Source organism: Achromobacter sp. EB05 (assembly GCF_044232075.1).
Lineage (GTDB): Bacteria > Pseudomonadota > Gammaproteobacteria > Burkholderiales > Burkholderiaceae_B > Achromobacter > Achromobacter dolens.
The window spans coordinates 3,996,098-4,022,291 of the sequence record NZ_CP155917.1 but is presented as its reverse complement, the minus strand read 5'-3'; the positions used below and the strand labels follow the sequence as shown (position 1 = coordinate 4,022,291).

At 68.2% G+C, this 26,194-nt stretch carries 26 protein-coding genes and 1 pseudogene; 14 read left to right on the top strand and 13 right to left on the bottom strand.

The genetic code is table 11. The annotated features are described in order from the left end of the window. Positions 1-14: 14 nt before the first annotated feature. Entirely contained in the window at positions 15-845 is an 831-nt protein-coding gene (gene hpnC / locus AAID08_RS18210) for a squalene synthase HpnC (protein WP_175142878.1), read from the bottom strand. A 135-nt stretch (positions 846-980) separates the two neighbouring features. On the opposite strand from hpnC, the gene alr reads away from it, so the two are divergent. The 3 genes from alr to AAID08_RS18195 all read left to right on the top strand — a co-directional run bounded on the left by alr (position 981) and on the right by AAID08_RS18195 (position 4,503). Then, positions 981-2,108, top strand: coding sequence for an alanine racemase (gene alr, locus AAID08_RS18205; protein ID WP_054502050.1), 1,128 nt, complete (start codon positions 981-983; stop codon positions 2,106-2,108). A 220-nt stretch (positions 2,109-2,328) separates the two neighbouring features. After that, the gene (locus AAID08_RS18200; protein WP_020928472.1) at positions 2,329-3,048 is read left to right on the top strand and encodes an SDR family oxidoreductase; all 720 of its coding nucleotides are present in this window, start codon (positions 2,329-2,331) and stop codon (positions 3,046-3,048) included. 109 nt (positions 3,049-3,157) lie between these two features. Continuing rightward, positions 3,158-4,503 (top strand): IS3 family transposase gene (locus tag AAID08_RS18195; protein ID WP_374700840.1). Its coding sequence is split into 2 segments (ribosomal slippage): positions 3,158-3,622 and positions 3,625-4,503, totalling 1,344 coding nucleotides; the frame shifts between segments, so codons are not numbered across the junction. A gap of 143 nt (positions 4,504-4,646) precedes the next feature. Here the strand turns inward: AAID08_RS18195 and hpaI are convergent. The 5 genes and pseudogenes from hpaI to AAID08_RS18170 all read right to left on the bottom strand — a co-directional run. Next, positions 4,647-5,447 carry a 4-hydroxy-2-oxoheptanedioate aldolase gene (hpaI, locus tag AAID08_RS18190; protein ID WP_395756728.1) on the bottom strand — a complete coding sequence of 267 codons (801 nt, stop codon included), beginning with the start codon at positions 5,445-5,447 and terminating at the stop codon, positions 4,647-4,649. Positions 5,448-5,461: 14 nt separating this feature from the next. Beyond that, positions 5,462-6,265: a 2-oxo-hept-4-ene-1,7-dioate hydratase gene (gene hpaH / locus AAID08_RS18185; protein WP_049073070.1), complete on the bottom strand. Its 804-nt coding sequence runs from the start codon at positions 6,263-6,265 to the stop codon at positions 5,462-5,464. 23 nt (positions 6,266-6,288) lie between these two features. Continuing rightward, a complete protein-coding gene (locus AAID08_RS18180) occupies positions 6,289-7,038 on the bottom strand; it encodes a fumarylacetoacetate hydrolase family protein (RefSeq protein ID WP_049073071.1) in 750 nt (249 codons plus the stop codon). Between the two features lie 21 nt (positions 7,039-7,059). Then, positions 7,060-7,719: a fumarylacetoacetate hydrolase family protein gene (locus AAID08_RS18175; RefSeq protein WP_231132929.1), complete on the bottom strand. Its 660-nt coding sequence runs from the start codon at positions 7,717-7,719 to the stop codon at positions 7,060-7,062. Between the two features lie 63 nt (positions 7,720-7,782). Further along, positions 7,783-8,031 (bottom strand): annotated as a pseudogene (locus AAID08_RS18170) (4-hydroxyphenylacetate isomerase); the annotation flags it as partial. 273 nt (positions 8,032-8,304) lie between these two features. On the opposite strand from AAID08_RS18170, the gene hpaE reads away from it, so the two are divergent. Both hpaE and hpaD read left to right on the top strand, forming a co-directional pair. Continuing rightward, positions 8,305-9,771 carry a 5-carboxymethyl-2-hydroxymuconate semialdehyde dehydrogenase gene (gene hpaE, locus AAID08_RS18165; RefSeq protein ID WP_395756727.1) on the top strand — a complete coding sequence of 489 codons (1,467 nt, stop codon included), beginning with the start codon at positions 8,305-8,307 and terminating at the stop codon, positions 9,769-9,771. Positions 9,772-9,810: 39 nt separating this feature from the next. Beyond that, positions 9,811-10,662 (top strand): 3,4-dihydroxyphenylacetate 2,3-dioxygenase, encoded by an 852-nt coding sequence (hpaD, locus tag AAID08_RS18160; protein ID WP_054502055.1) that lies wholly within the window; start codon positions 9,811-9,813, stop codon positions 10,660-10,662. Between the two features lies 1 nt (position 10,663). Here hpaD and hpaR read toward each other — a convergent pair whose 3' ends face one another. After that, entirely contained in the window at positions 10,664-11,107 is a 444-nt protein-coding gene (gene hpaR / locus AAID08_RS18155) for a homoprotocatechuate degradation operon regulator HpaR (protein WP_175142916.1), read from the bottom strand. Between the two features lie 114 nt (positions 11,108-11,221). After that, on the bottom strand, positions 11,222-11,869 hold the full coding sequence (locus AAID08_RS18150; protein WP_175142874.1) for a hypothetical protein: 648 nt from the start codon (positions 11,867-11,869) through the stop codon (positions 11,222-11,224). A 432-nt stretch (positions 11,870-12,301) separates the two neighbouring features. Here AAID08_RS18150 and radA point away from each other — a divergent pair, with 432 nt between their 5' ends. From radA to AAID08_RS18135, 3 genes are all read left to right on the top strand, one after another. Further along, positions 12,302-13,666 carry a DNA repair protein RadA gene (gene radA, locus AAID08_RS18145; protein WP_006396055.1) on the top strand — a complete coding sequence of 455 codons (1,365 nt, stop codon included), beginning with the start codon at positions 12,302-12,304 and terminating at the stop codon, positions 13,664-13,666. 12 nt (positions 13,667-13,678) lie between these two features. Then, positions 13,679-14,476 (top strand): sulfite exporter TauE/SafE family protein, encoded by a 798-nt coding sequence (locus tag AAID08_RS18140; protein WP_054502057.1) that lies wholly within the window; start codon positions 13,679-13,681, stop codon positions 14,474-14,476. A gap of 203 nt (positions 14,477-14,679) precedes the next feature. Next, positions 14,680-14,916, top strand: coding sequence for a hypothetical protein (locus AAID08_RS18135; protein ID WP_054502058.1), 237 nt, complete (start codon positions 14,680-14,682; stop codon positions 14,914-14,916). 177 nt (positions 14,917-15,093) lie between these two features. Here the strand turns inward: AAID08_RS18135 and AAID08_RS18130 are convergent, their stop codons facing one another. The 3 genes from AAID08_RS18130 to AAID08_RS18120 all read right to left on the bottom strand — a co-directional run bounded on the left by AAID08_RS18130 (position 15,094) and on the right by AAID08_RS18120 (position 18,257). Then, positions 15,094-16,050 carry a 2-hydroxyacid dehydrogenase gene (locus tag AAID08_RS18130; protein ID WP_026384457.1) on the bottom strand — a complete coding sequence of 319 codons (957 nt, stop codon included), beginning with the start codon at positions 16,048-16,050 and terminating at the stop codon, positions 15,094-15,096. Positions 16,051-16,216: 166 nt separating this feature from the next. After that, the gene (locus tag AAID08_RS18125) at positions 16,217-17,185 is read right to left on the bottom strand and encodes a tripartite tricarboxylate transporter substrate binding protein (protein WP_144654860.1); all 969 of its coding nucleotides are present in this window, start codon (positions 17,183-17,185) and stop codon (positions 16,217-16,219) included. Positions 17,186-17,258: 73 nt separating this feature from the next. After that, positions 17,259-18,257, bottom strand: a complete 999-nt coding sequence (locus AAID08_RS18120) for a tripartite tricarboxylate transporter substrate binding protein (protein WP_054502059.1) — start codon at positions 18,255-18,257, stop codon at positions 17,259-17,261. A 232-nt stretch (positions 18,258-18,489) separates the two neighbouring features. On the opposite strand from AAID08_RS18120, the gene AAID08_RS18115 reads away from it, so the two are divergent. The 5 genes from AAID08_RS18115 to garL all read left to right on the top strand — a co-directional run bounded on the left by AAID08_RS18115 (position 18,490) and on the right by garL (position 23,361). Then, complete coding sequence (locus AAID08_RS18115) at positions 18,490-19,419, top strand: dihydrodipicolinate synthase family protein (protein ID WP_054502060.1); 930 nt, start codon at positions 18,490-18,492, stop codon at positions 19,417-19,419. Positions 19,420-19,539: 120 nt separating this feature from the next. Further along, complete coding sequence (locus AAID08_RS18110) at positions 19,540-20,253, top strand: FadR/GntR family transcriptional regulator (protein WP_049073084.1); 714 nt, start codon at positions 19,540-19,542, stop codon at positions 20,251-20,253. Between the two features lie 54 nt (positions 20,254-20,307). Next, positions 20,308-21,414: an Ldh family oxidoreductase gene (locus tag AAID08_RS18105; protein ID WP_054502061.1), complete on the top strand. Its 1,107-nt coding sequence runs from the start codon at positions 20,308-20,310 to the stop codon at positions 21,412-21,414. Between the two features lie 114 nt (positions 21,415-21,528). Then, a complete protein-coding gene (locus AAID08_RS18100; protein WP_395756726.1) occupies positions 21,529-22,524 on the top strand; it encodes a Bug family tripartite tricarboxylate transporter substrate binding protein in 996 nt (331 codons plus the stop codon). 69 nt (positions 22,525-22,593) lie between these two features. After that, a complete protein-coding gene (gene garL / locus AAID08_RS18095) occupies positions 22,594-23,361 on the top strand; it encodes a 2-dehydro-3-deoxyglucarate aldolase (protein ID WP_054415874.1) in 768 nt (255 codons plus the stop codon). Positions 23,362-23,409: 48 nt separating this feature from the next. On the opposite strand, the gene lysA is transcribed toward garL, so the two are convergent. After that, positions 23,410-24,639 carry a diaminopimelate decarboxylase gene (gene lysA, locus AAID08_RS18090; protein WP_395756725.1) on the bottom strand — a complete coding sequence of 410 codons (1,230 nt, stop codon included), beginning with the start codon at positions 24,637-24,639 and terminating at the stop codon, positions 23,410-23,412. Between the two features lie 121 nt (positions 24,640-24,760). Here lysA and AAID08_RS18085 point away from each other — a divergent pair, with 121 nt between their 5' ends. Further along, positions 24,761-25,675 carry a LysR family transcriptional regulator gene (locus AAID08_RS18085; RefSeq protein ID WP_054502064.1) on the top strand — a complete coding sequence of 305 codons (915 nt, stop codon included), beginning with the start codon at positions 24,761-24,763 and terminating at the stop codon, positions 25,673-25,675. Between the two features lie 214 nt (positions 25,676-25,889). Here the strand turns inward: AAID08_RS18085 and rpsT are convergent, their stop codons facing one another. Beyond that, positions 25,890-26,153 (bottom strand): 30S ribosomal protein S20, encoded by a 264-nt coding sequence (gene rpsT, locus AAID08_RS18080; protein WP_006396042.1) that lies wholly within the window; start codon positions 26,151-26,153, stop codon positions 25,890-25,892. Positions 26,154-26,194: the final 41 nt, after the last annotated feature.

Below are 26,194 nucleotides of genomic sequence, written 5' to 3'. Positions count from 1 at the left end.
GCAGGGCCGTTTGCTTACTTGATGGAGCGCCAGAGCATGATGGCCCAGTCCTTGGCGCCCAATTCGGGTCGGTTCATGAATACATCGTAGCCGCTCGCCTCGATCCGCTCCAGCACGCGCAGCCCGCCTTGCACCACCAGGCGCAGTTCCAGGCCGATTCGGCCCGGCAGGCGGCGCGCCAGCGGAGCGCCGAAGTGTAGCAGCGCGCGGGTGCGTTCCACCTGGAATGCCATCAGCGCGCGCCAGCTCGGCGTCAGGCGGCAGGCCGCCAGGTCCTCTTCCGAGACGCCGAAGCGGTCCAGGTCTTCCTGCGGCAGGTAGACGCGGTGCTTGTGCCAGTCGACCCGCACGTCCTGCCAGAAGTTCACCAGTTGCAGCCCGGTGCAGATGGCGTCCGACTGCTCCACGTTGTGGGGTTCGGCGGCATCGAACAGATGCAGCATCAGCCGCCCGACCGGATTGGCCGAGCGGGTGCAGTAATCGGCCAGCGTGGCGTAGTCCTCGTAGCGCTTGACGCTGATGTCCTGTTCGAAGGCCGACAGCAGGTCGTAGAACGGCGTGATGGGCAACTGGTGGCGGGCGATGGTGGCCGCCAGCGGCACGAAAATGCCGGCCAGTTGAGGCGCGCCGGGCGCGGGCACGGCGCCCGGTTCGGCGCCGATGCGGTGCAGTTCGGCGCGGAAGGCCGCCAGTTGGGCCAGCCGCTCGTCGTCGCTGGCGCTGCCTTCGTCGGCGATATCGTCCGCCGCCCGGGCAAACCGGTACAGATCGGTCACGGCGCCGCGCAGCCTGCGCGGCAGCAGCAGCGAGGCGACGGGAAAATTCTCGTAGTGATCGATGGGCATGGTCTGGTCCTGCTTTCTGACTGCGGTCTGGCCGCGCGGGCCGGATCCCGGTCATTTTAGAGTACGTGCGGCGCCGCGGCCCCGCGCCGCCGACACGCCGATCAGTTAGACTTAAGCGCCACAGGATCTCATACCATGCCCCGCCCAATTTCAGCCACCGTTTCCGTTTCCGCCCTGGCCCACAACCTGGCCGCCGTGCGCAGCCACCTCGACCAGACCGCCGCCGCGGCCGGCGGCGTGCCGCCGTCGATCTGGGCAGTGATCAAGGCCAACGCCTACGGCCATGGCATCGAACAGGCCGTCGCCGGTTTTTCCAAGGCGCAAGGGCTGGCCATGCTGGACCTGGACGAGGCCGTGCGCTGCCGCGAGGCCGGCTGGGGCGGTCCGATCCTGCTGCTCGAAGGCTTCTTCAATCCGTCCGATCTCGAGATCGTCGACCGCTACCACCTGAGCATCACCGTGCATCAGCGCGAACAGCTCGACATGCTGGCGCGCGCCCGACTGTCGCGCCGCGTGGACGTCATGCTCAAGCTCAACAGCGGCATGAACCGGCTGGGCTTTTCGCCCGCGGCCTATCCCGCCGCCCACGAGCGCGCGCTGCTGCTGCAACAGCAGGGCGTGATCGGCTCGATCGGCAAGATGACCCATTTCGCCTGCGCCGACGGCCCCCAGGGCATCACCGAGCAACTGGCCGTGTTCAATTCGGTGACGCATAAGATGACCGGGCCTGTCAGCGTCTGCAATTCGGCGGCCACCCTGCGCTTCGCCGAGGTCGCCGTCGGTTCCGAGAGCCAGGCGCACTGGGTCCGTCCCGGCATCTGCCTGTATGGCGCCTCGCCCTTCGCCGACGCCGAGGCCGCCGCCTTCGGGCTCAAGCCAGCCATGTCGTTGCGCTCCGAGATCATCGCGGTGCAGGAATTGAAGGCCGGCGACTCGGTCGGCTACGGCGCGCTGTTCCGCGCCGACCGCCCCATGCGCGTCGGCATCGTGGCCTGCGGCTACGCCGACGGCTATCCGCGCCATGCCGCCACCGGCACCCCGGTGGTCGTGGCCGGCGTCCGTACCCGGCTGGTCGGGCGGGTGTCGATGGACATGCTGATCGTCGACCTGGACCCGATTCCGGCCGCCGGCGTCGGCGCCCCGGTGTCGCTGTGGGGCGAGGAGGGGCCGTCGGTGGACGAAGTCGCGCTCGCGGCCGGCACCATCGGCTACGAGCTCCTTTGCGCCTTGGCGCCGCGCGTGCCGGTCACCCGGGACGCCTGATTCCTTTTTGACCAACCCCGGGCACTTTTCCGACTCTTGCCTGTCGCAAGCCTGACGGCGTCCTTTTTCACCGGGTACTTCCGCCCATGGCGGCAGGTGTCCGGCATGCAAGAATTGCTACGCAATTTACAAGACAGGCAACGCCGGATGGTGTCTACTTGAAAACCGGGCGCCCAAGCGCCCGTTTTCGCCCCAGTAACGAACGACGAGGTTTCGATCCATGAAGGACAAATGCGTGCTCATCACGGGCGCCACCAAAGGCATAGGCTGGGCCCTTACTCAGCGGCTGTCCGACATGGGTTGTCATGTGGTCGGTATCGCGCGCAATACCGGCGATGTGGACTTTCCCGGCTACCTCTATGCCTGTGACCTGGCCGACGCCGGCCGCACCGAGGAAGTGCTGCGCGAGATCCGCGAGAAATTCCCGGTCGATGCCGTGGTCAACAACGTCGGCATCGCCTCGCCCCAGCCGCTGGGCGAGATCGATCTGGCCACCCTCTACAACGTGCTGGACCTGAATGTGCGCGTCGCCGTGCAGGTGACGCAGGCCTTCATCGAATCGATGAAAGCGCGCCGCGCCGGCCGTATCGTCAACGTCTGCAGCCGCGCCATCCACGGCGGCCTGGAACGCACCGCCTATTCGGCCGCCAAGAGCGCGCTGGTCGGCTGCACCCGCACGTGGGCGCTGGAACTGGCCGAATACGGCGTGACCGCCAACGCGGTGGCGCCAGGCCCCATTGAAACCGAAATGTTCCGCGCCACCCGTCCGGCGGGCAGCGAAGGCGAAAAGCGCGCGCTGGCCTCGGTGCCGATGAAGCGCCTGGGCACGCCGGCCGAAGTGGCCGCCGCCATCGCCTTCCTGCTGTCGGACGACGCCGGCTTCATCACCGGCCAGGTGCTGGGCGTGGACGGCGGCGGCAGCCTGGGCGGCCGCTCCTGATCGCCCGCCCCACGGCCGGCACGCCGCCCGTGGCACGGGATAAAGAAGGCGCCCCACGTGAACTGACCCCCGAAAGTTGGATATTGATCCGACCTTCGGGGGTTTTTACATGGCGAAGTATGAAGAGCAATTCAAGATCAAAGTGGTGCAGGCGTACCTGCAAGGCACGGACGGCTTCAAATCGGTGGCGCGCCGATACGAAGTGCCGCACTCAATGGTGCGGCGCTGGGTCGGGAGTTTTCGAGCGCATGGCGTTAACGGGTTGCGCAGGCAATCTGGCTCGTACAGCGCGGCCTTCAAACAATCGGTGCTGATCAAGATCCGGCGCGAAGGTCTGTCGGACACGCAGGCAGCGGTGTTGCTGGGGATTCGTCATACAGGGCACATTACGAAATGGCGCGCCCAGTATGATGCTGGGGGTATAGAGGCGCTGGCGCGCAAGCGCCGAGGAGCAAGCATGCCGCATAAGTACCCCCCAGAGCCGGTGTCCAAGGACATGACCAAGGAAGAACTCGAGCAAGAGCTGGCCTATCTGCGCGCGGAGAACGATTACCTAAAAAAAATGAAGGCCTTGATCGAAGCGGAGAAGACCCGGGCGCTGGTTGGAAAGCGCAAGTGGTCCAAGGATTAAGGCCCAAGCATCCGCTGGCACTACTGCTACGCGTCGCCAAGCTGTCGCGCAGCACGTTTTATTACCACCTGAAGTCGTTCGGAGCCGTGGACCCGTACGCCGAGCTCAAGCAGCGCATCAGCGCGGTCTACGCCCGTCACAAGGGCCGCTACGGCTACCGCCGGATTACGGCGGTCTTGCGCCAGGCCGGTGAGCTAGTGAACCACAAGACCGTGCAGAAGCTGATGCAGGCGCTAGGCTTGAAGTCGCTGGTGCGCGCCAAGAAGTACCGGTCCTACCGAGGCCAATCACACCACGTGGCGGCCAACGTGTTGGCGCGCGACTTCGAGGCGGCGCGTCCGAACCAAAAGTGGGTCACCGATGTGACCGAGTTCAACGTACGAGGCGAGAAGCTGTACCTGTCGCCGGTGATGGACCTATACAACGGCGAGATCGTGGCCTACGAGACCAGCCGCCGGCCGGTGTTCAAGCTCGTGGGCAGCATGCTGAAGAAGGCGCTGGCGCGGCTGCTGCCGACGGAGCGTCCAGTGCTGCACTCCGATCAGGGCTGGCAGTACCAGCAGCAGAACTACAGGCGGATGCTGGCAGATAGATCGGTGACGCAAAGCATGTCACGCAAGGGAAACTGCCTGGACAATGCCGCTATGGAAAGCTTCTTCGGCACGCTCAAGGCTGAGTTCTTCCACTTGAATCGCTTCGAAAGCATCGAGCAGTTGCAAGCCGGCATTCGACAGTACATCCGTTACTACAATCACGATCGCATCAAGCTCAAGCTAAAAGGCCTGAGCCCGGTGCAATACCGAGCTCAGGCCTTCGGGCTTTAGCTGACTGTCCAACTTCTGGGGGTCAGTTCAACGGGCGCCTTTTTTTTGCCGCCGGGCCGCCCTCAAAGGCAAAAGCGCGCCCCCGCAGGGGCGGCGACCCGCGTAGCGGCGGAGCGTGGGGTTTTTTCCGTTTGCGGTCCGGCTCAGTACGGTCCGCCGGCCTTGGCGGCCGGCTTGACGTCCTTGAACTCGCCGGCCAGCTTCTCGGCAGCGCGCGCCAGCAGCACCGCGTCCACGCCCACCGCCACGAAGGTCGCGCCCAGCGACAGGTAGTGCCTGGCCTGCGCCACGCCGCTGTGCAGGATGCCGGCGGCCTTGCCCGACTTGACGATGCGGCCGATGGCCGCGTCGATGGTGCGGGTGACTTCGGGATGCTCGGGCTGGCCCAGGTAGCCCATGCTGGCCGACAGGTCGGCCGGGCCGATGAAGGCGCCGTCCACGCCGTCCACCGCCAGGATGGCCTCCAGCGCCTCCACCCCGCGCGGCGTCTCGATCTGCACCAGCACGCACATCTCGTCGTTGGCGCGCTCCAGGTAGTCGGGGATGCGGTTCCAGCGCGACGAACGCGCCAGCGCGCTGCCCACGCCACGGATGCCGGCGGGCGGATAGCGCACCGCGGCCACGGCGGCGGCGGCCTCTTCGGCCGACTGCACCATCGGCACCAGCAGCGTCTGCGCGCCGGTGTCGAGGATCTGCTTGATCTGCACGGGATCGTTCCAGGCCGGGCGTACCACCGGCGCCACCGGATAGGCGGCCACCGATTGCAGTTGCGCCAGCGTGGTTTGCAGCGTGTTGGGGGCGTGCTCGCCGTCGATCAGCAGCCAGTCGAAGCCGGCGCCGGCGATGATCTCGGAGGTGTAGGCGTTGGCCAGGCCGGCCCACAGGCCGATCTGGGGCGTGCCGGCGCGCAGCGCGCGTTTGAACTGATTGGTCAGGATATCCATGGGCCGCGTTGAGGTCAGATGAAGTGGCAGTTGACGGAGCCGAGCACGCCGTAGTCGACGTTGAAGGTGTCGCCGGGGCGCGCGGCCACCGGCCGGGTGAAGGAACCCGACAGGATGATCTCGCCCGCTTCCAGCGCCACCTCGTGCGCGGCCAGCTTGTTCGCCAGCCATACTACGCCATTGGCCGGATGGTTCAAGACGCCGGCGGCCACGCCGGTTTCCTCGATCACCGCGTTGCGCGACAGGATCGCGCCGATCCAGCGCAGGTCCAGCTCGCCGATCTTCACCGGCCTCCCGCCCATCACCACGCCGGCGTTGGCCGCGTTGTCGGCGATGGTGTCGAACACCTTGCGCGGACGCTTGCTGTCGGGGTCGATGCCGTGCGAGCGGGCATCGATGATCTCCAGCGCCGGGATCACGTAGTCGACCGCGTCGTATACCTGGAACAGGGTCACGTTCGGCCCTTGCAGGCGCTTGCCCAGCACGAAGGCCAGCTCCACTTCCAGCCGCGGCAGGATGAAGCGGCCGGCGGGAATGTCGCCGCCGTCCTCGAAGAACATGTCATCGAGCAACATGCCGAAATCGGGTTCGTCGATCTGCGACGACAACTGCATGGCGCGCGAGGTCAGGCCGATCTTGTGGCCACGCTTGACGCGGCCCTCGGCCAGCTTGATGTCCATCCAGGCGCGCTGGATGGCGTAGGCGTCGGCGATGGTGATGTCGGGGTGTTCCAGCGAGATCTGGCGGATCTGCTGGCGGGTGCGTTCGGCGTCGTGCAGGCGCGCGGCCAGCGCGCGCACGGTGGTGGAATCGAGCATGCGGGGTATCCAGGTAGGGGGAATCAGGCGGGGCAGGGCACCAGCGTGTTGACGAGCCGGCCGATGCCGTCGATCTCGGTCACGACCTCGTCGCCCGGCTGAACGTTGACGATGCCGTCCGGGGTGCCGGTCAGGATCAGGTCGCCGGGCGACAGCGTCATGAAGCCGCTGAAGTACGCGATCAGGGCGGGGATGTCGAACACCATGTCGCGGGTGTTGCCGCGCTGGGTCTCGACGCCGTTGACGGTGGTGCGCAGGTCCAGGTTCATCGGGTCGGCCACGTCGTCGCGGTCCACCAGCCATGGCCCCAGCGGGGTGCAGGTGTCGCGGCTCTTGACGCGCAGGTTGGGGCGATACCAGTTCTCCAGGTAGTCGCGCAGCGCGTAGTCGTTGGCCACGGTGTAGCCGGCCACGTAGTCATAGGCCTGCTCGCGCGTGACGTTGCGCGCGGTCTTGCCGATCACCACGGCCAGCTCGCATTCGTAGTGCATGAAGCCCACGTCCGCCGGCCGCAGCGTCTGCGCGCGATGGCCGACAAAGGTATTGGCTGCCTTCAGGAAGCCGAGCGGTTCGGGCGGCGCCTTGAACGCCAGTTCCTTGGCATGGTCGGCATAGTTGATGGCCAGCGTGAAAGTGGTGCGCGGCTCGATCGGCGGCAGCCAGGTCACCGCGTCCTCGGCCAGCAGGCGGCCGTCGGCCAGGCGGATCTGGCCGTGGCCGGCGTCGGTGGCGGCGTGGATGGCGCCTTCGTGGGCGATGCGTGCGTGTTTCATGGCGGGTTCCGTGGGGACGCCTCAGGCGCCGGCGATGAGCGTGTTGCCGAGCGTGCCGACCTGGTCGATGCGGATCTCGTAGCGTTGGCCCGCATGCGCCAGCGGCGCGTCGGCGCGGGCCCCGGCCAGCAGGATGTCGCCCGGTTCGAAGCTCATGAACGCGGTGACGTCGGCGATCAGGCGGGCCACCGGCCGCACCAGGTCGGCGGTGCTGGCGCGCTGCGCCAGTGCGCCGTCGATCCAGACCTCGATGGCGAGCGCGTCCGGATCCGCCACGGACGACACCGGCGCCAGCGCGCGGCCGATCGGGCAGAAGCCGTCGCGGCATTGCTGCTTGAGCGCTGGACGGAAATAGCTGTCGTGCGGCGCCGACAGATCGGCCACCACGCGATAGCCGGCCACGTGGGACAGCGCCTCGGCTTCGCTGACGCGGCTGGCGCGCCGGCCGAACACGATGCCCAGGGTGGCGCCGATGCGCACCTGGGGCACGTCGGCGGGCAGCGTGATCGCGTCGCCGTCGGCGGCATAGGTATTGGCCGGCTTGATGTACAGCACCGGCGCGCGCGGCGCGGCCTGGTAGGGCGGCGCGTTCACCGCCTCGCCCAGCGCGGCCAGCGCCTGGCGCGTATTGAGCGCGGCGCCCGCCACCGTGCGCGGCAGCGCGGCGGCGCGGGCCGCCAGGTATTCGCGATAGTTGCTGTGCTTGTAGTTGAGCACCGCGTCGGCTTCTTCCACCTGCAGCGACAGGCCCAGCGGCCGGCGCGCCATTTCCGGCGCCAGCGCGTCGCACAGGGCCTGGAACGTGCGTTCGCCCAATGCCGCCTGCTGCGCGGCGCTGCGGCCGTGGCCGATGCGCAGGAGCACGTGCACGAAGGCGTTGTCGGGATGGCCGTCCGCGATCAGGTAGTCATCGATCCGCACGGCGCGGGTACGGGCGCCGGCCAGCGGATAGAGGCTGCCGTCGCCGACGGCGGCGTCCTGCACCACGCGCATCAGGGCGCGGGTGTCCAGGTCCAGGTTGGCGGAGTACTCGATCCAGATATGTGGCATGACAGGCGCGGGACCAGCCCCCTCCGGCATATTGTTAGCATGTTAATTATCATAGCGAAAAAAGGGCGTCGGCGGCAATCGTCCGCGCAGCCGCGCGACAGGGGTTTTCCGTCGTTGACAGCGCCATCGCCGACGCATAAAGTTAACGAGTTAACTAAAATGTCGAGCCGCCCGCCGCATTGGCGCCGGCCGTCCGCCCAAGGCGAGGAGACGCACGTGAGCATCAAGCACTGGATCAATGGCAGGCAGGTCGACAGCGCCGACCGCTTCACCACCTTCAACCCGGCCACGGGCGAGGCCATCGACGACGTGGCCGCCGGCGGCCAGGCCGAGATCGACGCCGCCGTGGCCGCCGCGGCCGAGGCCTTTCCCAAGTGGGCCGGCACGCCCGCCAAGGAACGCGCGCGGCTGATGCGCCGCCTGGGCGAACTGATCGACCGCAACGTGCCGCAGTTGGCCGAGCTGGAAACCCGCGATACCGGCCTGCCCATCTCGCAGACGCGCAAACAACTGATCCCGCGCGCCTCCGAGAACTTCACCTTCTTCGCCGAAGTCTGCACCCGCATGAACGGCCACACTTATCCCGTGGACGACCAGATGCTGAACTACACGCTGTACCAGCCGGTCGGGGTGTGCGCGCTGGTGTCGCCGTGGAACGTGCCCTTCATGACCGCGACCTGGAAGACCGCGCCCTGCCTGGCGCTGGGCAATACCGCCGTGCTGAAGATGTCGGAGCTGTCGCCGCTGACCGCCGATCAGCTCGGCCTGCTGGCGCTGGAAGCCGGCATCCCGCCCGGCGTGCTCAACGTGGTGCAGGGGTATGGCGCCAGTGCCGGCGACGCGCTGGTGCGCCATCCCGGGGTGCGCGCGATCTCGTTCACCGGCGGCACCGTCACCGGCAAGAAGATCATGGCGAACGCGGGCGGCATCAAGAAGTTCTCGATGGAGCTGGGCGGCAAGTCGCCAGTGCTGGTGTTCGACGACGCCGACGTCGAGAGGGCGCTGGACGCGGCGCTGTTCACCATCTTCTCGCTCAATGGCGAGCGCTGCACCGCGGGTTCGCGTATCTTCGTGCAGGAATCGATTTACGATGACTTCGTGCGTCGCTTCGCCGAGCGCGCCAATCGCCTGGTGGTGGGCGACCCGACGGATGACAAGACCAATGTGGGCGCGATGATCACCCGCCAGCACTGGGAAAAGGTCACCGGCTACATCCGCCTGGCCAAGGAAGAGGGTGCGCGCATCCTGGCGGGCGGCGCCGACGCGCCGCAGGGCCTGCCGGCGCACCTGGCCGGCGGCAATTTCGTGCGGCCCACGGTGCTGGCCGACGTCGACAACCGCATGCGCTGCGCCCAGGAAGAGATCTTCGGGCCCGTCGCCTGCCTGATTCCGTTCAAGGACGAGGCCCACGGCCTGGCGCTGGCCAACGACGTCAAGTATGGCCTGGCCTCCTACATCTGGACCCGCGATATCGGCCGCGCCCACCGGCTGGCGCGCGGCATCGAGGCCGGCATGGTGTTCATCAACAGCCAGAACGTGCGCGACCTGCGCCAGCCGTTCGGCGGCACCAAGGAATCCGGCACCGGCCGCGAGGGCGGGGAATACAGCTACGAAGTGTTCGCCGAGATCAAGAACGTCTGCGTCTCGATGGGCGACCACCCCATTCCGAAGTGGGGCATCTGACAGGCGCCCGGATACCGAAAACAACAGGAGACACGCATCATGGGCAAGCTCGCGCTGGCGGCCAAGGTAACGCACGTGCCGTCGATGTACTTATCTGAAATGCCCGGCCGCCATCACGGCTGCCGCGAAGCCGCGATCCAGGGCCATCGGATCATCGGCCAGCGCTGCCGCGACCTGGACGTGGATACGCTGGTGGTGCTGGACGTGCATTGGCTGGTGAACGCCGGCTACCACATCAACTGCAATGAACGCTTCGCCGGCCGCTACACCAGCAACGAGCTGCCGCACTTCATCCAGGACATGGATTACGCCTATCGCGGCGACCCGGCGCTGGGCCGGCGCATCGCCGAATGCGCCGGCGCCGCCGGCGTGCCCACCCGCGCGCACGAGATCGCCAGCCTGGAACTGGAATACGGCACGCTGGTGCCGATGCGCTACATGAATGGCGACGACCGCTTCAAGGTGGTGTCGGTGGCGGCCTGGTGCGCCTGGCATTCGCTGGACGACAGCCGTCGTTTCGGCGCGGCCCTGCGCCAGGCCATCGCGCAGAGCGACAGCCGCGTCGCGGTGCTGGCCAGCGGTTCGCTGTCGCACCGCTTCAACGACAACGGCAGCCCCGAGGCCGCCATGCATAACATCAGCCGCGAGTTTTACCGCCAGGTCGACCTGCGGGTGGTGGACCTGTGGCGCCAGGGCGACTGGAAGACGTTCTGCGCCATGCTGCCGGAATACGCCGAGCTGTGCGTGGGCGAGGGCGGCATGCACGACACCGCCATGTTGCTGGGGCTGCTGGGCTGGGATGCCTACGACCGGCCGGCCGAGATCGTCACGGACTACTTCACCAGTTCGGGCACGGGCCAGATCAACGCGATCCTGCCCGTGCCGGACTGATTCATTCGGTCGGGTCGCGCTTGATCAGGTCGACCATCGCGTCGACGTCGGCGTACAGGCGGTCGAGCAATTCCTTGCCGATCCGGCCCTCGATTTCCTGGTACTTGGCATCCACCTGCGGCCGCATGCGGTCGATCAGTTTATTGCTCTTGGGCGTCAGCGAAATCTCCTGGCGCCGTTGATCCGCGTTCGAGCGAACCCGCTTGATGAGGCCCTGTTCTTCCATGCCCGCCAGCATGCGGGTCAGGCTGGGGCTGAGGATCTGGCAACTGCGGGCGATCTGGTTGGGTTCCATCGCGCCGACTTCGCTCAGCGTGCGCAACACCCGCCATTGCTGTTCGGTGACGCCGGCCGCGTGCAGGATCGGGCGGAAATGCGCCATCAGGGTTTCACGCGCGTAAAGCAGCAGGTGGGGAAGGTTGCGGTGGTGGAAGCTCGGACTCATGTTGGCCATGTTAGCAAGAAGCCGATCAGTTTCTGACCGGATCTCGGGGGTATCAACGTCCAGGCCCGCAACGATGGCGGGCCTGGACGGGTAAAACGGAACGCGGAAACGGGGTCAGGACGCGGGGTTCTGCTGCGCCAGTTCCTGCAGGTCGTCGGGCAGGGTCAGGTCGGGGGCGCCCTGCTGCAATTCGCGCAGCGCCGTCACGGCCTCTTCCTGCTGGTCGTCCTGCATCAAGGCGCGGATGTGCGCCACGCGAGTCTCGATGTCCTGTTCGCTGAAGGCGACCGGCTCGCTGCTGGCCGCCTCGGCCGGCTGTTCGGCCGCGGCCGTGGCGGCAGCCGGCGTGGCGTCGACGCTGGCCTGCTGGGCGGGGACGGCGGCGGGGGTGTCGGCGGGCGTCTGCACCGCGGCGCGCTGCACCGGCGCGGACGCCGGCTGCGGCGCGGGCGCTTCGGCGATCTCCGGCCGCGGCGCCGGGCCGCGTTCGATGTTGATGGCCGGTTCGTGCGACACGGCCAGTTGCGGCGTCATGTCGGCCATTTCCGCGTTTTCACGCATGTCGGTCCAGGCGAACAGGCCGGCGACCAGCGCCGCGCAGGCGGCTGCGGCCCAGCCCGGGTGCCAACTGCGGCCGGGATGCCAGGCGCGGCGCACCGCCGCATCCAGTTCGGGGCTGCCGCCGGCCCTGGGCTTGCGATACAGGGCGCGCAAATCCAGTTCGTCGTCTTCGTCGAAGGGGGGGCGATAGGTAATGCTCATGCGCGTACTCCTCGCGCATACGCCTGGTGGCAAGGCGTATCCGCGTCTGACCTTGGCCTGTGCCGCGCCGGTGGTCCGGCGGTCTCGTCCAGGGGCGGGTCTTGTTCCGGTTTAGGTGGCCGCGTTTGCGGCCCAAGCGTCTTGCGATGCGCCGCGATTCCCGTCGTGCCGTCCTGGCGGGCGGCGGCGCCGGGTATGCCGCCAAATAACCGACGGTTCAACATTGCGCATCACCCGGTGATTATGCGCGATTTGCAGAAATCTGCCAGCGAATTTCTTCTGTTTGCATGGTGTAACTATGACGCGTCCCTGTTTGTGCAAGCCAATTGAAAGCTGGCTGCACCAGGGCGGGGCAAAACCTGCCGTGGATGCGCGCCGTGGCGACGCGGCGGCGGCCCCCCGGCACTGTCCAGTGCCGGTAAACTTGCGCCCATGGCCAAAACCCGAACCGTCTATGTGTGCGCCGAATGCGGCGGCACCACTCCGAAATGGCAAGGCAAGTGTCCGCACTGCAATGCCTGGAACACCCTCGAAGAAACCGTGGAGTCGGCCGCGCCGGCCGCCGCGGCCTCGCACCGCTATGCGCCGCTGGCCTCCAGCAGCCCGGTGCGCAGCCTGTCCGAGATCGAGGCGCGTGAAACCCCGCGCACCCCCACCGGGCTGGAGGAATTCGACCGCGTGCTGGGCGGCGGCCTGGTGGCCGGCGCCGTGGTGCTGATCGGCGGCGACCCCGGCATCGGCAAGTCGACCCTGCTGCTGCAGGCGCTGGCCTCGCTGTCCGAAAGCACCAACGTGCTCTACGTCACCGGCGAGGAATCGGCCGAGCAGGTGGCGCTGCGCGCGCGCCGGCTGGGCCTGCAGACCGGCAACGTCAACCTGTTGGCGGAAATCCGCCTGGAGGCGATCCAGGCCGCAGTGTCCGAGCAGAAGCCCAGCGTGGCCGTGATCGACTCGATCCAGACGCTCTACAGCGGCGAGCTGACCGCGGCGCCCGGCTCGGTGTCGCAGGTGCGCGAGTGCGCCGCCCAATTGACGCGCCTGGCCAAGCAGACCGGCATCGCCATCGTCATGATTGGCCACGTCACCAAGGACGGCGCGCTGGCGGGACCACGCGTGCTCGAACACATCGTCGACACGGTGCTGTACTTCGAGGGCGACACGCACTCGTCTTTCCGGCTGGTGCGCGCCTTCAAGAACCGCTTCGGCGCGGTCAACGAGCTGGGCGTGTTCGCCATGACCGACCGCGGCCTGCGCGGCGTGGCCAACCCGTCGGCGCTGTTCCTGTCGCAGCACGAGCAGCAGGTGGCCGGCTCCTGCGTGATGGCCACGCAGGAGGGCACCCGCCCGCTGCTGGTCGAGATCCAGGCGCTGGTGGACAGCTCCCACGCGCCCAATCCGCGCCGCCTGACGGTCGGCCTGGAGGGCAACCGCCTGGCGATGCTGCTGGCCGTGCTGCACCGCCATGCCGGCGTGTCGACCTTCGACCAGGACGTGTTCGTCAACGCCGTCGGCGGGGTGCGCATCACCGAGCCCGCGGCCGACCTGCCGGTGCTGCTGGCCATCATGTCGTCGCTGCGCGACCGGCCCCTGCCGCGCGGCCTGATCGCCTTCGGCGAAGTCGGGCTGGCGGGCGAGATCCGGCCCGCGCCGCGCGGCCAGGAACGCCTGCGCGAAGCCGCCAAGCTGGGCTTCTCGATCGCGCTCATCCCCAAGGCCAACGCCCCGCGCCAGCCCATCGAGGGGCTGGAGATCTGGGCGGTGGACCGGCTCGACGCCGCGCTCGACAAGTTGCGCTGACGGGAGCCCCGAGTGAGTCTTTTGCTGATCGCCCTGTGCCTGGGCGCGGGATGCCTCATTGGCTTCATGGGCGGCGTGCTGGGCATCGGCGGCGGCCTGATCGCGATTCCGGCGCTGGTGCTGCTGCTGGACATGCCGCAGCAACTGGCGCAGGGCACCGCGCTTATCATGGTGTTGCCCACCATCATGATGGCGGTGCGCAAGTACAACCAGCAGACCCGCATCGACCGCCGCGTGGCGCTGGCCGGCGCGGGTGGGGCGGTGGTGTTCACCTGGGTCGGCGCGCGGCTGGCGCTGGGCATCGAGCCGGGCGTGCTGCGCCTGAGCTTCGCCGTGTTCCTGTTCTTCATCGCGCTGTTCTATGCATGGCAGACCTGGCGCGCCGGAAGCGTCCCGCCCGCTGCCCGGCCGGCCACCAGGAAAGGCGGCCTGCCCGCCGGGGAAGCGCCGGCGTTCACGCCGCGTCGCGCGACCGCGCTGGGCGTGCTGTGCGGCACGCTGGGCGGCTTCTTCGGTGTCGGCGGTGCGGTGCTCGCCGTGCCCATCATCACGTCGGTCTTTCGCCTGTCGCAGACCACGGCGCAGGCGCTGGCCCTGTGCATGGTGATTCCCGGCTCGGCCGTGGCGCTGGTGACGTATTCCTGGGCGGGCAAGGCCGACTGGTGGGTGGGCTTGCCCCTGGCGGCGGGCAGCCTGTTGTTCGTGCCGGTGGGCGTGCGCCTGGCTTACCGTCTGCCTGAACGCAAGCTGAGAGCCTGCTTCGCGGCGATGCTGTTTGCCACCGTGGCGCTGCTGGTATTTGAAAGCTGAGCGGCGCGGCGGGGCCGCTCGATTGTCACGATCCCATGACCAAGCGTTAACGTCGGAAAGGGCGCGAAAATTCCGCGCGTCCCGCTGAACCTTCGTGGCGGTGCGGGCTCCAACGGAGTACGGGTTTTGCGGCGATGTTGCCGCCCCGTGTTGGCAAGGCCGGAGGGGCAGCCCTCGGGTCTTCACCATTAGGAGTACATGTAATGACGACTCACTCCCGTATCGCTGCGTTCCTGTCCACGTCGGCCTTGTGCCTCGGTCTCGCTGCCGCGCCTTCGGCGTTCGCGGCGGGCGCCGACGCCACGACCAAGGCAGGCGACACCAAGACCCACGCGCAGCACAAGCATCACAAGTCCGACAAGACGTCCGCCAAGCAGGGCACCGAGAAATCGGGCGCCGCCAAGGTGGATCAATCGGGGGCCACGGCTCCCGCCAAGTAAGTCGGCCGCGCAGTACCGGATCGCGAGATCCGCGCAGTTCCTTTGCACGGCGGACGGGCTTCGGGCCCGGAAGTCGAAAGCCTCTCGGTATGGGCGCCGAGAGGCTTTTTTCATGTGTTCCGCCCGCGGCGTGCGGCCTGCCCCGTGGCGCGGGCGGCGCCACGGGGCAGGCCCGTGTCAATCCACTGGCGTGATCACGCGGCCGGTATCGAAATACGCCGCCAGGTTCTCCAGCATCAGGTCTTCCATGGCCTGGCGCGTTTCCAGCGTGGCGCTGCCGATGTGCGGCAGCAGCACCGCCTGGTCGCTCTTGATCAGGGCCTCGGGCACCTTGGGCTCGTGCTCGAACACGTCGAGCGCGGCGCAGCCGAGCTTGCCGGCCTCCAGCGCGGCCACCAGCGCGGCCTCGTCGATGACCGGGCCGCGCGCGATGTTGACGATGATGCCGCGCGGGCCGAGCGCTTCCAGCACCTCGCGATTGACCAGGTGGCGCGTGGCCGGGCCGCCCACGGTGGCCACGACCAGGAAGTCGGCCCAGGCCGCCAGGTCGGTCAGCGAGGCCTCGTAGCCGTAGTCGACGTCGTCGCGCTTCCTGCGGTTGTGATAACGCACCTGCATATCGAAGCCGATGCCGCGGCGGGCGATGGCCTCGCCGATGCGGCCCAGGCCCACGATGCCTAGCTTCTTGCCGCTGACGCGCTGGCCCAGCGGAATGCTGCCGTGCACCTGGCCCCACTGGCCGGCGCGCACGAAGCGTTCGCCCTGGCCCATGCGGCGGGCGCCTGCGATCATCAGGCCCCAGGCCAGGTCCGCCACACAGTCGGTCAGCACGTCGGGCGTGTTGCTGACCTGCACGCCGCGCGCATGCGCCGCCTGCACGTCGATGGTCTCGTAGCCCACGCCCCAACTGCAGATGGCCTTCAGGTCGGGCAGGGCGTTGATGAGTTCGGCGTTGGCGCCGAAGTTGGCCGAGGTGACGACGGCCGTGACGCCCTTGCCGAGTTCGGCCAGCGCGGCCTTGCGGTCCGGCTGCTTCCAGAGCTCGATGACGTCGTAGCGCTCGGCGAGGCGCTGGTTGGCGGAGGGCGAGCCGGCCAGCGAGCCGACCTGGATGATGCGATGCTTGGTGGTCATGTTGTCGTACAGGTGGGTGGCGAAACCTTCATGCTACTTGATCCGGCCTTGAATCCGGCTGACAGGGCGCGGGCCGCGGGAACCCTCCCGGGCCGCGCCCTTGAGCGGCGGGCTCGAATCAGGCTGCCCAAGGCTGCCTGCCCCAAGCAGCCCATTTCAAGCAGCCTTACTCCAGCTGGATATCGGCCTTCTGGATCACGTCCTTCCAGCGCTTGACCTCGGCCTGCTGGAACGCGCTGAACTGCTGCGGCGTGTTCGCCACCACCTCGAAGCCCAGGCCCTGCAGCGTCTTCTCGGTCTGCGGATCGCGCAGGGCGGTCTGCAGAGCCTTGGTCAACTGCTGCACCACGGCCGGCGGGGTGCCCTTGGGCACCGCGAAGCCCTGCCACGAATACACCACCATGTCCTTGATGCCGGCCTCGGCCAGCGTCGGCACGTCCGGCAGGTCCGCCGCGCGCGCGTCGCCGGTGATGGCCAGCGCCTTGAGCTTGCCGGCCTTGATGTGCGTCTGCACCGCGCCCAGGTTCTGGAACGACACGTTGACCTGGCCGCCGATCAGGTCGGCGATGGCGGCGCCGCCGCCGCGATACGGCACGTCCACGCCCGAGGTCTGGGTGCGCTGGCGGAACATCACCGCCGACAGGTGGTCGGACGAGCCCGTGCCGGACGAAGCGTATGAAACCTTGCCCGGATTCTTGTTCGCATAGTCCACCAGCTCGGCCACCGTGCTGGCCGGGAACGACGGCGAGGCCACCAGCACGTTGGGGTTGCGCACCGCCTGCGTGAGGTACTCGAAGTCCTTGCTCGGGTTGTACGAGAGGTTCTTGTACAGCGCCTCGTTGATGGCGAAGGTGCCGATCGAGCCGACCATCATGGTGTAGCCGTCGGGCGTGGCGCGGGCCAGCGCCTGCGCGCCGATGGCGCTGTTGGCGCCCGGCTTGTTCTCGACCACGAAGGTCTGGCCCAGCGCTTTCGTCAGCCCCGGCGTGACGCTGCGCGCCGTGATGTCGGACGAGCCGCCCGGCACGAACGGCACGATCATCGTGACGGGCTTGGTGGGATAGCCGGCGGCGTGGACCGCCGGCCCGGCAAGCAGGGCGGCGGACAGCGCGACCGCGCCGATCGATCTGTTCATGATGTCTCCTGGTTCGCGTGATGATGAAGAACCCGGCGCCCACGCGTGGCGGCCGGGCCCGGATCGGCGCGGGTCAGTCGACCTTGGCGCCCGATTGCTTCACGACCGCGGCCCATTTGACGGTTTCCCGCGCCATGAACTGGGTGAATTGCGCCGGCGTGTTGCCCGAGGGCGTCGCGCCCTGGGCCTGCAATTGTTCGCGCACCGCCGCCTGCTGCAGCGCCGCGGCGACATCGCGCTGGACCTTGTCGACGATCTGTTGTGGCGTGCCCGCCGGGGCCAGCAGGCCGAACCAACTGGACGCCTCGTAGCCTTGCACGCCGGCCTCGGCCAGCGTCGGCACGTCGGGCAGCGCCGGCGAGCGCGTGGCGGTGGTGACCGCCAGCGGCCGCAGCTTGCCGCCCTTGATGAAGCCCATCGACGATGGCAGGTTGTCGAAGATCAGGTCGGCCGACCCCGCCATCACATCCGTCAGGGCCGGGCTGCTGCCCTTGTAGGGCACGTGCGTCATGCGGGTGCCTGTCATGGTCTGGAATAGTTCCCCCGACAGGTGGGTCGAGGTGCCGTTGCCGGTCGAGGCCATATTGACGCTGCCGGGATTGGCCTTCAGGTATTTGATCAGGTCCGCCACGCTGCGGATGCCGTGCTTGTCGGCAAAGGCCGGATTCAGTTCCAGCACGTTGGGCACCGGGATCACCAGCGTGACCGGCGTGAAGTCCTTGACCGGGTCGTAGGGCAGCTTGGCGTAAACGGACTGGTTGATCGCATGAGTGCTGACGGTGCCCATCAGCAGCGTGTAGCCATCGGGCGTGGCGCGGGCGGCTTCGGCGGTGCCGACGTTGCCGCCCGCGCCCGCCTTGTTGTCCACCACCACCGCCTTGCCCCAGGCCTTGCCCAGTTCGGCCGCGACCACGCGCGCGGCGATGTCGGCGGTGCCGCCGGCGGGGAAGGGCACGATGATCCTGACGTCGCGCGCCGGATAGTCGGCGGCGCGCGCGGCGGCGGGTAACAGGGCTGCCGCCGCCAGACAGGCGGCAAGGGCCAGGCGGCCGCGCAAGGGGGCTGCAAGCATGGAAGTCGTCTCCTCGTGTGCGCGTGGCCGCGCATCGTTTGTGGGGTGTTCCTGCCAGGCCGGGGCCTGGGTCTGAATGCTGCCGGCGTCTGTCGCGCCTTGCCGTCGTGAATGCCGATGACTTGTAAAACGAATATAGGTATTGAGGGTCTACTTGTCAACCAAGTATACTTTTTCCAAGCTACTCATCTAACAACTGGATTCCCCCTCGGAATCCGCGAGGAGACCCGCCATGAAAACCTCCCCGGTCACCGTGCAGGACCTGCAGCGTTCCGTCATCGCGGTCCCGCCGCTGGCGCGCCATGCCGACCTGTCGCTGAACGAAGCCGCCAACCAGGCCCTGCTGCGACATCTGGAGGCGGGCGGGGTGCGCAACGTGATGTACGGCGGCAATGCCAACTTCTACAACGTCGGCGTGGGCGAATACGCGCGCATCGTCGATATGCTGGCCGCGCTGGCCGGGCCGGACACCTGGATCCTGCCGTCGGTCGGCCCCGATTTCGGCAAGATGATGGACCAGGCGGCGATCCTGCGCGGCCGCGCCTTCCCCACGGCCATGCTGCTGCCGATGTCGTTTCCCTACACCGACGCCGGCCTGGCCGACGGCGTGCGCCGCTTCACCGATGCGCTGGGCAAGCCGGCGGTTGTCTACATCAAGTCGGCCGACTACCTGGCCCCGGCCACTGCGGCGCGGCTGGTCGAGGAAGGCCGCATCGTGGCGTTCAAGTATGCGGTGGTGCGCGAGGACCCGGCGCGCGACGCCTACCTGTCGGCGCTGCTGCAAAGCGTGGACGCCAATCGCGTGGTCAGCGGCATCGGCGAGCGCCCGGCCATCGTCCACTATCGCGACTTCGGCCTGAAGAGCTTCACCTCCGGCTCGGTCTGCGTGGCGCCGCGCGGCTCGATGCGCCTGCTGCGCCTGCTCAAGGAAGGCCGCTACGACGAGGCCGAGTCGGTGCGCGCCCAATACCTGGGCCTGGAGGACTGCCGCGACGCGATCAGCCCGATCCGTGTGCTGCACGACGCCGTGACCCTGTCGGGCGTGGCCGACATGGGCCCGATGCTGCCGCTGCTGACCGGCATTTCCAGCGCCGAGCGCGAGCGGGTCGCGCCAGTGGCGCGCGCGCTGGCCGAGTGGGACCGCGAAGCCGTCGCGGCCTGATGGCCGCGCGCGCGGCAACGGCGGTACGATGAGCGCTGCCGATACGCACCAGGAGATTTCGTGGCCCGACCCAAAGCATCGCCTCCCTCCGCGCCGCCCGCGTCCGCCGAGCCGGACGCCATGGGCGCGCTGGTGCTGGAACGCGGCCATCGCGTCCGGCTGGCCGACCAACTTTACGGCCAGATCTTCGAGCAGATCGTCGCCGGCAATCTCAACGTCGGCGACAAGCTGCCTTCCGAGAACGAGATTTCCGAACGCTTCGGCGTGTCGCGGCCGGTGGTGCGCGAAGCGCTGCTGCGCCTGCGCGCCGACGGCCTCATCACCGCGCACCAGGGCCTGGGCACCTTCGTCAGCCACCAGCCGGCGCCGCGCCTGACGGCCTTCAGCGACGTTGGCAACGTCGGCGCCTATCTGCGCGCACAGGAGTTGCGCGTGGCGCTCGAGGGCGATGCCGCGAGGCTGGCGGCGCTGCGCCGCACCGACGAGCAGTTGCACAAGATCGAGGCCGCGCATGCCGCCTTCGCCGACAGCCTGGCGCGCGGCCAGATGTCGGCCGAGGCCGACCTGGCGTTCCACGCCAGCATCACCGAGGCCACCGGCAACGACTTCTATCTCGGGGTGCTGGAAAGCATCCACGAGTCCATCAATGGCTTCATGCGCCTGACGCTCAACCTGACCCGCACCGGGTCGCGCCAGCGCGCCCAGCGCGTCCTCGACGAGCACGCCACCATCCTCGACGCGATCCGCGCCCAGGACGGCGAGCGCGCCCGGGTCGCCATGCAATTCCACCTGGGCCAGGCCCGCCACCGGCTGGTCGACCGCGAACGCGATTGACCGGCCGCTCGCGCCGTCCGGGAGCTTCACACTGACAACAGCAGGAGACATCGCGTGCAAGGCAATGGTTCGGCAGGAACAGCGGCATCGGCGGGGCAGGTGCGTGAACAGATTCTGATCGTGTTGCAGGCCTGGGGCATGGCGCCCGACCTGGCCGCCATCACCGCCGGCCTGATGGCCGAGACGGATCTGCTGGGCATCGATTCGCACGGCATCTCGATGCTGCCGTCATACGAGGAAAAGCTGCGCGCGGGCACGCTCAAGCTCGACGCGCGCCCGCGCGTGGTGCGCGACGGCGGCGCCAGCGCGCTGCTGGACGGCATGGGCGGACTGGGCTATCCGGTATCGGCGCAGGCCATGAACCTGGCCGTCGACAAGGCGCTGGAGCATGGCGTGGGCGCGGTGTCAGTGTGCAATTCGCATCACTTCGGCGCGGCTGGCGTCTATGCGCGCATCGCGGTCGAGCGCGGCGTGGTCGGGCTGGTCACCAGCAGCGCCAACGGCGTCATCATGGTGCCCACGCGCGGCGCCATGCCCATGCTGGGCACCAACCCCATCGCCTTCGGCGCGCCGGCCGCGCATAACGAGCCGTTCGTGCTCGACATGGCCACCACCACCGTTGCGGCCAACAAGGTCAAGGTCTATGACTTCCTTGGCAAGCCGCTGCCGCCGGGCTGGGCGGTGGACGGGCAGGGCGAGCCGGTCACCGCGGCCGACAGCGCCATGCAGTTCATCTTCAAGCATCCCGAGGGCGGGCTGACGCCGCTGGGCGGCACGCCGGCCATGAGCAGCCACAAGGGCTATGGCCTGGCGATGATGGCGCAGATCCTGGGCGGCACGCTCAGCGGCAGCGCGCTGGCGGCGCGCCGCAACGTCACGCGCCGTCCCGGCGAACCCGACGACGTCGGCCACTTCTTCCTGGCGCTCAATCCCGACGCCTTCCGCGCCAGCGGCTCGTTCGAGTCGGACATGGACGACCTGATCGACACGCTGCACGACACCCCGCCGGCGCGGCCCGACGAACCGGTGCTGGTGGCCGGCGAACCCGAGGCCGCCGAGCGCGCGCGCCGCCGCGAGCAGGGCATCCCGATCCCGCCCGCCCTCGCCAAGCGCCTGCGCGAGATCTGCCAGCGGGCCGCGGTGCCGTATCTGCTGGACTGAGCCCTCCGCCCGGTCGCATGAGGTTTTCCCCGCCGCGCGGGCCTGCCCGCGCGTTGATTCACCGACCCGGTCACCGGGCGGCAAGCATTAGAAAAACACGACAAGGAGACAACCATGCAACACAAGACACCGCCGGCGCGCCGCCGGCTGGGACTGGCCGCGCTGGCATTGGGCGCGGCCGCGGCGATCGCACCGGGGCTGCTGCTGGCGCAGGACTGGCCGACACGGCCGGTCAAGCTGATCGTGCCGTTCCCCGCGGGCGGCAGCACCGACGCGGTCGGACGCCTGCTGGCCGCCGAGCTGTCCAAGGAACTGGGACAGAGCGTCGTGGTCGAGAACAAGGGCGGCGCCAACGGCAACATCGGTTCCGATGTGGTCGCCAAGGCCGAGCCCGACGGCTACACGCTGCTGCTGTCGGGGGTGGGCTCGAACGCCATCAGCTATTCGCTCTACCAGAGCATGCCGTACCGCGACAGCGACTTCGCCCACATCTCGCTGCTGGCCACCGGGCCCAACGTGCTGGTGGCCAACATGGATTTCCCGGCCACCAACTTCGCCGACTTCATCAAGCTGGTGCGCGCCAACCCGGGCAAGTACACCCACGCCAGCTCGGGCAATGGATCGTCGGGCCACCTGGCCATGGAGATGCTCAAGCAGGCCGCCAAGATCGACCTGGTGCACGTGCCCTACAAGGGCGGCGCCGCCGCCATCACCGACATGATCGGCGGCCGCGTGTCGGTGATGTTCCTGAACCAGGACACGCTGCTGCCGCAGGTCAAGTCCGGCAAGCTGCGCGCGCTGGCGGTGGCCAGCGCCAAGCGCAATCCCGCCTATCCGGATACGCCCACGGTCGCGGAGTCCGGCTACCCGGGCTTCGCCGCCGAATCATGGTTCGGCCTGTCGGCGCCGGCCAAGACGCCGCCGGCCGTCATTCAGCGGCTGAACCAGGCCACCGTCAAAGCCCTGGCTTCACCGGATATCCGGCAGAAGCTGGAAAGCGTAGGCTTCGTGGTGGTGGGCGACGACCCCAAGGCGTTCTCGGCCTTCGTCCAATCCGAAATCACCAAATGGGGCGCGGCGGCCAAGGCCTCCGGCGCCCGCATGGACTAGCGTTCTGTATCAACACTCCCCGCGCGCCGGGCGGCGCCCGGGGTTCAATACGATGGGAAACACGCAGCGATGACTTCACCCTTGCCCAACCGCTTTCGCCAACGCATCCTGGCGCGCGAGCGCCTGATCGGCTTCTGGATGTGCATGTCCAGCCACATCACCGCGGAAGTCGCGGGCCTGGCCGACTTCGACTGGCTGCTGCTGGACGGCGAGCATTCGCCCAACACCGTGCCGATGTTCCTGCAGCAGTTGCAGGCCCTGCAGGGCAGTGCCAGCGCCGCCATCGGCCGGCCGACCTGGAACGATCCGGTCGAGATCAAGCGCCTGCTGGACATCGGCTTCTACAACCTGCTGATCCCCTTCATCGAATCCGAGGATGACGCGCGCCGCGCCGTGGCCGCCACGCGCTATCCGCCGCAGGGCATCCGCGGCGTGGCCGGCATGCAGCGCAGCAACCGCTACGGCACCGTGCCGGATTACTTGAAGACCATCAACGACAACATCTGCGTGCTGCTGCAGATCGAGAGCCGGCCGGGCATCGAGGCGGTCGACGCGATCGCCGCGGTCGAGGGCGTGGACGGCGTCTTCATCGGCCCGTCGGACCTGGCCGCGGCCCTGGGCCACCTGGGCAATCCGGGCCACCCGGAAGTGCAGGAAGCGATTCGCCACCTGTACCAGCGCGTCACCGCGCAGGGCAAGGCGGTAGGCATCCTGGCGCCGGTGCAGGCCGATGCGCGCCGCTACCTGGACATGGGCATGCACTTCGTCGCGGTCGGCACCGACCTGGGCGTGTTCAAGCAAGCCACCTTCGCGTTGCGCGAAGCCTTCCCCACCTGATCCTGCCTGATCGCGCGGCCGTCGCGTTCGCCACGGCCGCGCCTTGCCTTACTGCTCCAGCGCCAGCAGGTCGGCGACCGTCTGGCGGCGGCGGATCAGGCGCGCCTCGTTGCGCTCCAGCAGCACTTCGGCCGCCAGCGGCCGGGTGTTGTAGTTCGAGGACATCGACGCGCCGTAGGCGCCGGCATTGTGGAACACCAGGAAGTCGCCGATGCGCGGCCGCGGCAGCGACTGGTCCGAGACCACGCCGCCGGCGTCCTGCGTGAACACGTCGCCCGATTCGCACAGCGGGCCGGCCACGGCGATGCGGGTCTCGGCCGTCGGCGGCGTGGCGCCGTCCGGCGCGTGCACCGAGATGCGGTGGTAGCTGCCGTACATGGCCGGGCGCATCAGGTCGTTGAAGCCGGCGTCCACCAGCGCGAAATCGCGCTCGGGGCGGCGGTTGATCGCGTGCACTTCGGCCACCAGCGCGCCGGCCTCGGCCACCAGGAAGCGGCCCGGTTCGATCTCCAGGCGCACCGCGTGGCCCAGGCGCTGCTCGATGCGCTTGCGGGCCGCGTCCCATTGCGCGAAGTAGTGGTCGCAGTCGATGCGCGGCTCGCCCTCGCGATACGGAATCGACAGGCCGCCGCCGGCCGAGATGGCCTCGATGTCGTAGTCCAGCGAGGCGACCACGTCGACCATCGCGTCGCACACGCTGGACAGGTGGCCGTAGTCCACGCCCGAGCCGATGTGCATGTGGATGCCGACCAGCTTCAGGCCGTAGCGGCGCACGATGCCGATGGCGGCCGCGACGTCGTCGATCCAGATGCCGTGCTTGCTTTGCGGGCCGCCGGTGTTGGTCTTGTTGCTGTGGCCGTGGCCGAAGCCCGGGTTGATGCGCAGCCACACGCGGTGGCCCGGCGCGTGCTGGCCGACGCGTTCGAGCATGTCGAGCGAGCCGGCATTGACGGTGATGCCGTGCTTGATGACGGTGGCCAGGGTGGCGTGGTCGATCAGATCGGCCGTGAACACCACGCCGGCCGGCTCGCCCGCGGGCTCGAAGCCGGCGGCCAGGCTGCGCTCGATCTCGCCCAGGGACACCGCGTCCACCATCACGCCCTCGGCGCGCATCAGGCGCAGGATGTGCAGGTTGGAGCAGGCCTTCTGCGCGTAGCGGATGACGTCGAAGCGGCGCAGTTGGGCGATGCGTTCGCGGATGACGGCGGCATCGTAGACCCACAGCGGGGTGCCGTGCTCGGCGGCGAGTCGGGTGAGTTGGCGCGGATCGAAAGCCATTGCGGGGTGAACCTTGTTACGGTGATGGGGTAGGGAATCAGGGCAGCATCATGCCTGCGCCAGGTCATCCAGTAAAATGCTTAGATTTTCCACATCGATTCATTCCTGATATGGGTCAGTCATGCTGACGCACCGACATATCGAAGTCTTCCGCGCCCTCATGATCGCCGGCAGCGTGACCAAGGCTGCCGACCTGCTGTTCACCTCGCAGCCCACCGTCAGCCGCGAGCTGGCGCGCATGGAGCAGACCATCGGCTTCGCCCTGTTCGAGCGGGTGCGCGGCCGCCTGCGGCCCACCATGCCCGCGCTGGCGCTGTACGACGAGGTGCGGCAGTCATACGCCGGGCTGGAGCGGGTGGCGTCCACCGCGGCGCGCCTGCGCGCCTTCCAGGACGGGCAACTGGCGGTAATCGCGTTGCCGGCGTTTTCGCATTCGCTGCTGCCGGGGGCCTTCCGGCGCTTCAGCCAGGACTACCCGGGCGTGAGCCTGGCGCTGGAGGCGCAGGAATCGCCGTTCCTGGAGGAATGGCTCACGGCCCAGCGCTACGACCTGGGCCTGACCGAGCACGAGCTGGAGCCGGCCGGCACCCGGCTGGCGTTATTGCTGGAGGTGGACGAGGTCTGCGTGCTGCCCGATGGTCATCGCCTGTTGGCCCGGCCGGCGCTGGAACTGGCCGATTTCGCTGGCGAACCGTTCGTCAGCCTGTCGTCCAGTGACCCCTACCGCATCCAGATCGACGAGGCCTTCGCGGCCGAAGGCGTGCTGCGGCGCGCGATCATCGAGACGCCGACGGCGGTCTCGGTATGCGCCTTCGTGCGCCAGGGGCTGGGGCTGGCCATCGTCAATCCATTGACGGCGCTGGATTTCATCGGCCGCGGCCTGCATATCCGGCCATTGCGGCGATCGTTCCCGTTCCGGGTCAACTTGGTGTTTCCGGAGCACCGGCCCAAGAACCCGCTGGTGGACGCCTTCACCGCCACCCTGCGCGACGAGGCCGAGCAGATCCGCGCCCGCCTCGCGGCCCGGCAGGACTGACGGGCGCTGCCGCCATCGGGCCATGCGGCTGGGGTCCGTAGACGGCAGTCGGCAATAGGTGGGAACGGGCAGGTGGCAGCAGCCGGCAATAGCGCAACGAGCAACTGGCAACAGGAACAGGCAACAGGAACAAGCAACAAAAAAGGATGCCCGTGGGCATCCTTCTTCATTTGCCGTATTCATGACGCCCTGCAAGGCAGGGCGGCATAATGGCTTAGGCCAGCGCCTTGATGGCGGCAGCCAGGCGGCTCTTGTGGCGAGCGGCCTTGTTCTTGTGGATGATGTTCTTGTCAGCCACGCGATCGATCACGCTCGACGCCTTCTGGAACACTTCGCCAGCCGCAGCCTTATCGCCAGCGGCGATGGATTGGCGAACGCGCTTGATGGCGGTGCGCAGCATCGAGCGCAGGCTGGAATTGTGCTTGTTGCGCTCAACGGATTGGCGAGCGCGCTTGCGGGCTTGGGCGGTATTGGCCATGTTGCTATGTAAGTTGAATTCGGCAAAGTCGAACATTTTAG